This window comes from Agromyces sp. P1_H4, from assembly GCF_056405255.1.
In genome coordinates this window covers 1-920 of the sequence record NZ_JBFUCL010000588.1, presented here as the reverse complement: position 1 = coordinate 920, position 920 = coordinate 1, and the positions used below count along the sequence as shown (strand labels likewise).

General features: G+C 74.3%; 1 protein-coding gene. It reads left to right on the top strand.

All coding sequences use genetic code 11. The features are described 5' to 3' along the window. The coding region (locus AC1DY2_RS20180; protein WP_476764035.1) for a trans-sulfuration enzyme family protein at positions 1-920 on the top strand (920 nt) is incomplete at both ends.

The window sequence follows — 920 nt, the reverse complement described above, 5'->3', positions numbered from 1 at the left end:
CGGCAGCGGCATGGCCGCGCTCGCGGCAACGCTCATCGCCGCGGCATCCGCGGGCACGCCGCACGTGGTCGCAGTTCGGCCGCTCTACGGCGGCACCGACCACGTGCTCGAGAGCGGACTGCTCGGCACCAGGGTGACCTGGACGGATGCCGCCGGCATCGCCGACGCGGTCGAAGCCGACACGGGCCTCGTCGTCGTCGAGACCCCGGCGAACCCCACGCTCGAACTCGTCGACCTGCGTCGCGTCGTGGATGCCGCCGGCGACGTGCCCGTGCTCGTCGACAACACCTTCGCCACACCCGTGCTGCAGCGCCCGGCACGGTTCGGCGCCGCGCTCGTGCTGCACAGCGCCACGAAGTACCTCGGCGGGCACGGCGATGTCATGGGCGGGGTGGTCGCAGCCGACCGCGACTGGGTCGAACGGCTCAGGCGGGTTCGCGCGCTCACCGGCGGGCTCCTCCACCCGATGGCGGCGTACCTGCTGCATCGCGGCCTTCGCACGCTGCCCGTGCGCGTGCGGGCGCAGCAGGCCACGGCGCAGCTGCTCGCCGAGCGCCTGGGCGAGCATCCGGCGGTCGCTCGGGTGCGCTACCCGGGGCTGCCCGGGCAGGATCCGGCGGGCCTCGTCGGCACGCAACTCGAGGGGCCGGGATCGATCATCGCCCTCGAGCTGGCCGGCGGCTACGACGCCGCGGCCCGCTTCACGGAGTCGTGCGAGCTCGTCACCCACGCCGTCTCACTCGGCGGCGTCGATTCACTCGTGCAGCACCCGGCGTCGCTCACGCACCGCCCCGTGGCTGGCGACGCGAAGCCCGATGCCGCGGTCGTGCGCCTCTCGATCGGACTCGAGCACGTCGACGACCTGACGGCGGACCTCATGGCGGCGCTCGACGCGGCGGCCGAGGTCGGCGGCCTCGTCA